Origin of the sequence: Kitasatospora sp. DSM 101779, assembly GCF_025655475.1 — a bacterium.
In the GTDB taxonomy this organism is placed as follows: Bacteria; Actinomycetota; Actinomycetes; order Streptomycetales; family Streptomycetaceae; genus Kitasatospora.
On record NZ_JAHTIK010000001.1, the window covers coordinates 2102942 to 2110883 of the forward strand.

The 7942-nt window shown below is 72.6% G+C and carries 7 protein-coding genes; 4 read left to right on the top strand and 3 right to left on the bottom strand.

The genetic code is table 11. The features are described from left to right. Positions 1 to 70 precede the first annotated feature (70 nt). Positions 71 to 973 (top strand): carbon-nitrogen hydrolase family protein, encoded by a 903-nt coding sequence (locus KSNIM_RS09795; protein ID WP_263102837.1) that lies wholly within the window; start codon positions 71 to 73, stop codon positions 971 to 973. A gap of 160 nt (positions 974 to 1133) precedes the next feature. Continuing rightward, positions 1134 to 2528 (top strand): class II fumarate hydratase, encoded by a 1395-nt coding sequence (locus tag KSNIM_RS09800; protein WP_263102838.1) that lies wholly within the window; start codon positions 1134 to 1136, stop codon positions 2526 to 2528. 91 nt (positions 2529 to 2619) lie between these two features. Here KSNIM_RS09800 and KSNIM_RS09805 read toward each other — a convergent pair whose 3' ends face one another. Both KSNIM_RS09805 and KSNIM_RS09810 read right to left on the bottom strand, forming a co-directional pair. Continuing rightward, positions 2620 to 3039, bottom strand: coding sequence for an SPW repeat protein (locus tag KSNIM_RS09805; protein WP_263102839.1), 420 nt, complete (start codon positions 3037 to 3039; stop codon positions 2620 to 2622). Positions 3040 to 3182: 143 nt separating this feature from the next. Next, the gene (locus KSNIM_RS09810) at positions 3183 to 4229 is read right to left on the bottom strand and encodes a winged helix DNA-binding domain-containing protein (RefSeq protein WP_263102840.1); all 1047 of its coding nucleotides are present in this window, start codon (positions 4227 to 4229) and stop codon (positions 3183 to 3185) included. Positions 4230 to 4324: 95 nt separating this feature from the next. Between KSNIM_RS09810 and KSNIM_RS09815 the strand changes: the two genes are divergently transcribed. Together KSNIM_RS09815 and KSNIM_RS09820 are read left to right on the top strand one after the other, a co-directional pair. Continuing rightward, on the top strand, positions 4325 to 4891 hold the full coding sequence (locus KSNIM_RS09815; RefSeq protein WP_263102841.1) for a PadR family transcriptional regulator: 567 nt from the start codon (positions 4325 to 4327) through the stop codon (positions 4889 to 4891). Further along, positions 4891 to 6597, top strand: a complete 1707-nt coding sequence (locus KSNIM_RS09820; RefSeq protein ID WP_263102842.1) for an acyl-CoA dehydrogenase family protein — start codon at positions 4891 to 4893, stop codon at positions 6595 to 6597. The genes KSNIM_RS09815 and KSNIM_RS09820 overlap by 1 nt, the downstream gene beginning before the upstream one ends. A 49-nt stretch (positions 6598 to 6646) precedes the next feature. Here the strand turns inward: KSNIM_RS09820 and KSNIM_RS09825 are convergent. Beyond that, the coding region (locus KSNIM_RS09825) for a M28 family metallopeptidase (RefSeq protein ID WP_263102843.1) at positions 6647 to 7942 on the bottom strand (1296 nt) is incomplete at its 5' end.

Here is a 7942-nt window from a genome sequence, read left to right on the forward strand (position 1 = left end):
CGGCCCGGGGCGGTCGGGGCCCGTCGAGGGCCTTGAGCGCGGACGGCCCGGCATGTAAGGATTGAGGCCCGTGAGCATCCCTGTACACACGCTTCCCACCTCCCCGCTCTGCGTCGCCGTGGCGCAGGCCCCGCTCGTCCCCCTGGACATCGCCGCGAACACCGCCACCGCGGCCGGGCTGGTCCGCCGGGCCGCCGCGCAGGGCGCCCGACTGCTCCTGCTCTCCGAGCTCTTCCTGACCGGCTACGAGACCACCGGCATCGCCGCCGACCCGGACAGCCTGACCGTCGCCCCGGACGACCCCCGGCTCGCACCGCTGGCGGCCGCCTGCGCCGGGACCGGCACCGCCGTGGTGGTCGGCGCCCCCGTCCGCGACCCGGAGACCGGCACCCTGCACATCGCGGCCCTCACCCTGGACGGGGCCGGCCGGACGGCCGCCGTCTACCGCAAGCAGTTCGCCACCCCCAACGAACGCGCCGCCGGCTTCTCGCCCGGCACCGGCGGCTGCACCCTGGAGCTGGACGGCTGGCGGCTCGGCCTCGGTGTCTGCTGGGACTCCGGCTTCCCCGAGCACGCCCGCGCGGCCGCCCTCGACGGCGCCCACGCCTACCTGGTGGGCGCCCTGTTCGGCACCGGACCCGGCGCCCACCAGCGCCGCACGGTGTTCCCCGCACGGGCCCTCGACAACACCCTGTACGTGCTGCTCGCCAACCACGTCGGCCGCTCCGGCCCGTACACCGGCTGCGGCCGCAGCGCCGCCTGGGGACCGGACGGGCACCTGCTGGCCGAGGCCGCCGAGGACGCACCGGAGCTGCTGACCGTCGTCCTCGACCCGGCCGCCCTGGCCCGCGCCCGCACGGACGACCCCGTCCTCGTCCAGCCCGGCCTCACCACCACCCCGCCCCGGACCACTGCGTTCCTCGGCACCGCCGGGGGCGCGGAGAACTGCGCAGTCCGAGGGCGGCCGTCCTAACGGTTCGGGCCGTGCCGGGAACTGTACGGCGGCCCGCATCCGAATTGCGCGGTTCTCCCCCGGCCTCCGGCCGGGAGGTGCCCCCACGCGCCCCTGTGGCATGCCCTGAAGGAAATACCCCGGCACGCCGCGCGTTGTGCTGTGCAGGAGGTGTCCCACCATGGGTGACGAGGAGCAGTTCCGCATCGAGCACGACTCGATGGGCGAGGTCCGGGTGCCGGCGGCCGCCAAGTGGCAGGCGCAGACGCAGCGCGCGGTGCAGAACTTCCCGATCTCCGGCCAGCGGCTGGAGCGGGCGCACATCGCGGCGCTGGCCCGGATCAAGGCCGCCGCGGCGAAGGTCAACGCGGAGCTGGGCGTGCTGGACGCGCAAACGGCGGAGGCGATCGTGAGCGCCGCCGAGGAGGTGGCGGAGGGCCGCTGGGACGACCAGTTCCCGGTGGACGTCTTCCAGACCGGCTCCGGCACCTCGTCCAACATGAACACCAACGAGGTGATCGCCACCCTGGCCGGGGAGCGGCTCGGTCGGCCGGTGCACCCCAACGACCAGGTGAACGCGAGCCAGTCGTCCAACGACGTGTTCCCCTCGTCGATCCACATCGCGGCGACCGGGGCCGTCACCGGCGCGCTGGTGCCCGCGCTGGAGCACCTGGCGGCCGCCCTGGAGCGGAAGGCCGGCGAGTTCGCCGAGGTGGTCAAGTCCGGCCGGACGCACCTGATGGACGCCACGCCCGTCACCCTCGGCCAGGAGTTCGGCGGGTACGCGGCGCAGGTGCGGTACGGCGTGGAGCGGCTGCGCGCCGCGCTCCCCCGGGTCGCCGAACTGCCGCTGGGAGGTACGGCGGTGGGCACCGGCATCAACACCCCGCCGGGGTTCTCCGCCGCGGTGATCGCGGAGGTCGCCCGGGCCACCGGGCTGCCGCTGACCGAGGCCCGCGACCACTTCGAGGCCCAGGGCGCCCGGGACGGGCTGGTCGAACTGAGCGGTCAGCTGCGCACGGTGGCGGTCGGCTTCACGAAGATCGCTAACGATCTGCGGTGGATGGGATCGGGCCCCCGCACCGGCCTGGGCGAGCTCAACCTGCCGGACCTGCAGCCGGGTTCGTCGATCATGCCGGGCAAGGTGAACCCGGTGATCCCCGAGGTGGTGCTGATGGTGGCCGCCCAGGTGATCGGGAACGACGCGACCGTCGCGGTGGCCGGCGCGAGCGGGAACTTCGAGCTGAACGTGATGCTGCCGGTGATCGCCCGCAACGTGCTGGAGTCGGTGCGGCTGCTGGCGTCCGCGGCCCGGCTGCTGGCCGACCGCACGGTGGACGGGCTGACCGCGAACGCCGAGCGGGCCCGGGAGTACGCCGAGTCCTCGCCCTCCGTGGTCACCCCGTTGAATCGCTTCATCGGCTACGAGGAGGCTGCGAAGGTGGCCAAGCAGTCGCTGGCCGAACGCAAGACGATCCGCCAGGTGGTGCTGGAGCGCGGCTACGTCGAGCGCGGCCTGCTGACGGAGGCGCAGCTGGACGAGGCGCTGGACGTGCTGCGGATGACCCGGCCCTGACGGCCCGTCCCGGGTTCCGACCGGCAGGACGGTCGACGGGTGCGGACCGTGCGGTCCGCACCCGTCGGGGGGTTGTCCGTGTCGGTCTCCGTCATCCGCGGCTCCTACCCATCTTCGAGGACATGCCGGTCAGCGTCATGGCGATGGCCGCGCCCGCCAGGCAGGCCATCACGGCACCGGTCACGCAGTTGGTCCAGATCGTCCGGTAGAACGCCTGGTCGCCGACGGTCGCCCAGGGGGCGATGATCGTCCAGACGCCGATCGCCAGTCCGGCGTAAGCGCGTGCGTGGGTGCGCTCGAAAGCGGTGGCGTAGCCGCCCATCAGGAAGGCGAAGGCCAGACCGCAGATCAGGTTGCTCAGGGTCACGCCCTGGATGCCACCCGCGGCGGGGAAGAGGGCGAACCCGACCACCCACGGGGAGATCGCCAGGAAGAGTCCGGCGACGATGCAGAGCGCTTCGACGCCCTGCGCGAGCATCGTCGAGGTGACGCGCTCGTAGTGTTCACGCATTGCAAGGATGTCCGGATGGCGCTCCATACCCGGAAGCTGGGTCGACACCGGGAACCACCTCCAAGGTCCGTGACAAGGCAGGCGACTGCCCCGTACCCATTGTGTCCCTTATCTAACCTTTACACCCGATTATCACCTGATTGTCAGCATTCGCCAGACGGCTCGACCCTCAGCCCGGCGTCGACCTGCAGGAACGCCGCCACCGCCGCGGCCTCCTCGGCCAGCGCCAGCCGCACCGCCGCCGGCAGCACCCGGAAGGGCTCGACCACCAGGGCGCCCTTCTCCCGCCGCCAGCCGCCGACCACCCGGCCGTCCGCCACCAGGGCCGGCTTGACGATCCCGCCGCCCGCGTTGATCCGCTTCGCGAACTCCGGCGCCAGTACGGCGTCCCTGTTCCGGTAGCCCAGCAGGTAATTGTCGAAGGCGCCGAGCAGCCGCACCACCGGCGGCCCGGCCGACGGCGACTCCCCGCCCGGCGCGGCGAACAGCCCCGGCGCGACCTCCTCCGGTGCGGCCGCGGCCACCGCCCGCCGGGCCTCGCGCACCGGCAGGCCGGACCAGGAGGCGAAGTCGGCGGCCTCCGCCGGGCCGAAGGCCGCCAGGTAGCGGCCGGCCAGCTCGGCGGCCGGGTCCTCGGGCACCGGGCGGCCCTGCGGCAGCGGCACGTAGCCGGGCTCGCGCGGGGCCACGTCGGCGCCCCGGCAGAGCAGCCCGTGCGCCGTGGCCCAGCCCATGAGGTGGGCCGGGGCCTGGCCCTTCGGGTCGATCCCGAGACCCTCCTCGTTCAGCAGCCGGACGAGTTCGGCCCGGCCGCGCGGCACCTCCAGCAGCGCGGGCAGCAACTCCCGGGCGCGGGCGCAGACCGCCTCGGTCAGGCCGAGTTCGCGGCGGCGCCGGGCCCCGGCGGCCAGGTTGCGGTCGGCGAACAGGCCGAGCATCCAGCGCGCGTCCTCGGCCGGCACCAGGTGCAGCGTGCCGCGCATCAGCGCGAGCACCACCGTCTCCCCCGCGGCGAGCGCCCGCCCCGGCTCCCCCGGGTCCGCCACCCCGCGGGCCCGCAGCGCCAACCGGGCCGCCCCGGCGTCCTGCGCCTGCACGCCCCCCGACGCCCCGGCGGCCGCCGCCGCCCGCACCCGCGCCCGCCCGAACTGCGCCTGCATCCGCCGCCGCAGCAGCTCCGCCTCGTCCATCCGGCCATTCTTCCGCGGGCCGTCCCGCGTGAGGTGCGTCTCACCCCCGCGCGCCCGCATTGCCTATGCAACTCGTTGCATAGCAGGATGCGGGCATGGCACTGGAGCACGCGATCCTCGTCTCCCTCCTGGAGCAGCCCGGGTCGGGCTACGAGCTGGCCCGGCGCTTCGACCGCTCGATCGGACGGTTCTGGACGGCCACCCACCAGCAGATCTACCGGGTGCTGCGGCGGATGGAGGCGGACGGCTGGGTCGCCGCGGAGGAGGTCGCCCAGGACGGGCGTCCGGACAAGAAGGTGTACTCGGCGACGGCGGCGGGCCGCGGTGTCCTGGTCGGCTGGCTGCGCGAGCCGGTCGAGCCGGAGACCGTCCGGCACGAGCTCGCCGTGAAGATCCGCGCCGCCGCCTTCGACGACCCGGCCGCGCTCGTCCCCGAGGTCGAGCGGCACCGCACCGAGCACGCCGCGCTGCTCGCCCGCTACCTGTCCGGCGAGCAGCGGGACTTCCCCGACCCGGACGCCCTCGACGCCCAGCAGCGCCTCCAGCACGTGGTGCTGCGCGGCGGCATCGAGTACGAGCGGATGATCCTCGCCTGGCTGGACGACGTGCTCGCCACCCTGCACCGCCTGCAAGCCACGCCACCCTCGACCCCTGGGACCTGATGATGCAGCTGTTCAACCCGCGCACCTACGACCCCGCGCAGTTCGACGACACCACCCGCCGGCTGCTGCGCGCGACCGTCGACTGGTTCGAGTCGCGTGGCAAGAAGGCGCTGATCGACACCTACATCGACCGCAGCTGGTACGCGGACTTCCTGGAGTTCGCCGCCAAGGAGGGCCTGTTCGCGGAGTTCCTGACGCCGTCCTCGGCCGACCCGGCGAAGCGCTGGGACACCGCCCGGATCGCCGAGCTCAACGAGATCCTCGGCTTCTACGGCCTCGGCTACTGGTACACCTGGCAGGTCACCATCCTCGGCCTCGGCCCGGTCTGGCAGAGCGAGAACGAGGCCGTCCGCGCCCGCGCGGCGCAGCTGCTCTCCGAGGGCCACGTGATGGCCTTCGGCCTGTCCGAGCGCAGCCACGGCGCGGACATCTACTCCACCGACATGGTGCTCACCCCGGACGGCGAGGGCGGCTTCACCGCCACCGGCTCCAAGTACTACATCGGCAACGGCAACGTGGCCGGCCTGGTGTCGGTCTTCGGCCGCCGCTCCGACGTGGACGGCCCGGAGGGCTACGTCTTCTTCGCCGCCGACAGCCGGCACGAGGCGTACCACCTGGTCAAGAACGTGGTGAACGCGCAGATGTACGTCAGCGAGTTCCGCCTGGAGGAGTACCCGGTGCGCGCCGAGGACGTGCTGCACACCGGCAAGGCCGCCTTCGACGCCGCGCTGAACACCGTCAACGTCGGCAAGTTCAACCTGTGCACCGCCTCGGTCGGCATCTGCGAGCACGCGATGTACGAGGCCGTGACGCACGCCCACAACCGGGTGCTGTACGGCAAGCGGGTCACCGAGTTCGCCCATGTGAAGCGGGAGCTGACGGACGCGTACGCCCGCCTGGTCGCGATGAAGCTCTTCAGCTCCCGCTCGGTGGACTACTTCCGCACCGCCTCGCCGGAGGACCGCCGCTACCTGCTCTTCAACCCGATGACCAAGATGAAGGTCACCACCGAGGGCGAGAAGGTCATCGACCTGATGTGGGACGTCATCGCGGCCAAGGGCTTCGAGGCGGACACCTACTTCGACAAGGCCGCCAAGGACATCCGCGGCCTGCCGAAGCTGGAGGGCACCGTCCACGTCAACCTGGCGCTGATCCTCAAGTTCATGGGCAACTACCTGTTCAACCCGGCGGAGTTCGCGCCGGTGCCGAGCCGGGTGGACGCCGCGGACGACGCGTTCCTGTTCCGCCAGGGCCCGGCCCGCGGCCTCGGCGCGATCCGCTTCCACGACTGGCGCACCGCCTACGACAAGCACGCCGCCGTGCCGAACGTGGCCCGCTTCCGCGAGCAGGCGGACGGCCTGTGCGCGCTGCTGCTGTCCCACGCGCCGAGCGCCGAGCAGCAGCAGGACCTGGACTTCCTGCTGGAGATCGGCCAGCTCTTCGCGCTGGTCGTCTACGGCCAGCTGGTGCTGGAGCAGGCCGAGCTGACCGGCCTGGACGCGGATGTCCTGGACCAGATCTTCGACGCCCTGGTGCGGGACTTCTCCGCGCACGCCACCGAGCTTCACGGCAAGTCCTCCACCACCGAGGAGCAGGCCGCCTGGGCGGTGGCGCACGTCCGCCGCCCGGTGGCCGACGCCGGGCGCGCCGACCGCGTCTGGGCGAAGGTCGAGGCACTGTCCGGCGCCTACGAGATGCAGCCGTAGTACGTAGGAGGGGGGTGCCGCCTCTCCGGCACCCCCCTCCGCCCTCCCGTCAGAAGGTCAGTTTCCAGCTGTCGATCGTGCCGGTGTCCTGCGCGGCCACGTCCTGCACCTTCAACTTCCAGGTGCCGTTCGCCACTTCGCTGGAGGCGTTGACGGTGTAGGTGGTGATCACGTTGTCGGCCGAGTCGTTGGAGCTGGAGTTCTTCAGCCGGTAGCTGCTGCCGTCCGGTGCGACCAGGTCGATCACCAGGTCGCCGCGCCAGGTGTGCTTGATGTCCACGCCGACCTGCAGCGCGGCGGGCGCGTTGCCGGCCACCCCGGAGACGGTGATCGAGGAGGTCACCGCGGCGCCCGCGTCCGGGATCGCCACGTCGGCGGCGTTCTCGAAGACCTTGCCGGGTGGCGGCGCGCTCTCGGTGCCGAGCGTCCAGATCGCGTACGCGATCGCGTCGCTCATCCGGTCCAGCGCGGTGTCGTCGATGTTGCCGCTGGTGTCGCAGGACGAGTGGTAGCAGCGGTCGAAGGCCTGGCCCGCGGTGCCGCCCCACTTGCCTGCCTGGGCGCTGGTCTTGGTGTAGTCGGCGCCGCTGAACAGGCCGCCGACCGGGATGCCGGCGTTCTTGAACGGCGCGTGGTCGGAGCGGCCGTCGCCCTCGGTCTCCGGCTCGGTCGCGACCCCGATCCCGGAGAAGTACGTCTTGAACAGGTTGTCCAGCTTGGTGTCGTCGTCGTAGACGAAGTAGCCGGGGTTCGGCGAGCCGATCATGTCGAAGTTGAGGTACGCCTCGATGCTCGAACGATCGCTGCCGGAGAGGCTGTTGACGTAGTTCTTGGAGCCGACCATGCCGTACTCCTCGGCGCCCCACCAGCCGAACCGCAGGTGCTTGGTGGGCTGCAGGCCGGCCCGCGACACGGCGAGCGCGACCTCCAGGATGCCGGCCGAGCCGGAACCGTTGTCGTTGATCCCGGGCCCGCCGGTGACGGAGTCCAGGTGGGAGCCGGCCATCACCGTGTGCGAGGCGTCGCCGCCCGGCCAGTCGGCGATCAGGTTGTAGCCGGTGGCGCCGTTGTACGTGAAGGTCTTCAGCGCGGTGGTGTAGCCGGCCGCGTCGAGCTTGGCCTTCACGTAGTCGACCGAGGCCTTGTACCCGGCCCGGCCGTGCGCCCGGTTGCCACCGTTCGCGGTGGCTATGGACTGCAGCTGGGCGAGGTGCGCCTTGACGTTGGCGACCGGGATGTCGGGGGCCGCCGCGAGCGCGGCAGCGGGGGCGGGCCCGGCGGACGCGGAGGGGGCGAGCAGCGTCGCGGCGAGCGTGGCGGCGGCGACGACGGCCAGGGCGGCGGG

Coding starts and splice junctions, on each gene's coding strand:
- KSNIM_RS09810 (WP_263102840.1), bottom strand. CDS start 4,229: ATGGACGAGGCGGAGCTGCTGCGGCGGCGGATGCAGGCGCAGTTCGGG.
- KSNIM_RS09800 (WP_263102838.1), top strand. CDS start 1,134: ATGGGTGACGAGGAGCAGTTCCGCATCGAGCACGACTCGATGGGCGAG.
- KSNIM_RS09815 (WP_263102841.1), top strand. CDS start 4,325: ATGGCACTGGAGCACGCGATCCTCGTCTCCCTCCTGGAGCAGCCCGGG.
- KSNIM_RS09805 (WP_263102839.1), bottom strand. CDS start 3,039: ATGCGTGAACACTACGAGCGCGTCACCTCGACGATGCTCGCGCAGGGC.
- KSNIM_RS09820 (WP_263102842.1), top strand. CDS start 4,891: ATGATGCAGCTGTTCAACCCGCGCACCTACGACCCCGCGCAGTTCGAC.